General features: G+C 60.5%; 1 protein-coding gene. It reads right to left on the reverse strand.

Annotated features, from left to right (window positions below; all coding sequences use genetic code 11):
• The coding region (locus MRS74_RS23570) for a DUF6444 domain-containing protein (RefSeq protein WP_254582721.1) at positions 1-587 on the reverse strand (587 nt) is incomplete at its 3' end.
• Between the last annotated feature and the right edge of the window lie 51 nt (positions 588-638).

The following is a 638-nucleotide window of genomic DNA, read 5'->3' on the forward strand; positions in this document are numbered from 1 at the left end:
CTGAGCGGGATGCCGACCTGGTCCTCGAAGTATTCGCGGACGCGTTCGTAGGGCAAGAGTTGGTACTGCGACAGATAGACCGCGTGTGCCTTCAATCGGGGGCCATACTGCACCGAGCGCTCGACGCCGGCCGGAAACGGCGCCACGATACGCTGTCCCTGATTGTTCTCCAGGATCTCGGCCTGGTACTCGGTGACGAAGCGACTGATGTCCAGATCGATGACCTGGCGCCGCTCGTAGCCGACCACCCGGAATTCGCTTCCCTTGGGCAGGGTGCGCCGATCCAGCTTCAGGGCCTTTATCGCATCCGGATCCTCCACCGGTTGCAGCGTCGTGCCGATACGGCCGGGCTGCCCACCCGGCTTGCGCTCGCCCTTGCTGCGACTCTTCTTGGGACGGTTGGGATCCTGGGACGGTGGCGTGCTGCTGTTGGCACTGTTGGTGTTGAGCCGGCCGGTCATAATCTGGATCAGCACCATCATCATCTCGATAGCCGCGCGCAGCGATGGCGAGACCGCTGTGTCGTCATCGAGCTGTTGTCTGACCTTCGCCAAAATGGCGTCGACATCCATGTTACTGATCTTCATGAACTTGAGTCCCATCGATTGATGGCGCTATTATCGCACGACTTTTTCAGG

The organism is Marinobacterium sedimentorum, from assembly GCF_024267675.1.
Taxonomy (GTDB): Bacteria; Pseudomonadota; Gammaproteobacteria; order Pseudomonadales; family Balneatricaceae; genus Marinobacterium_A; species Marinobacterium_A sedimentorum.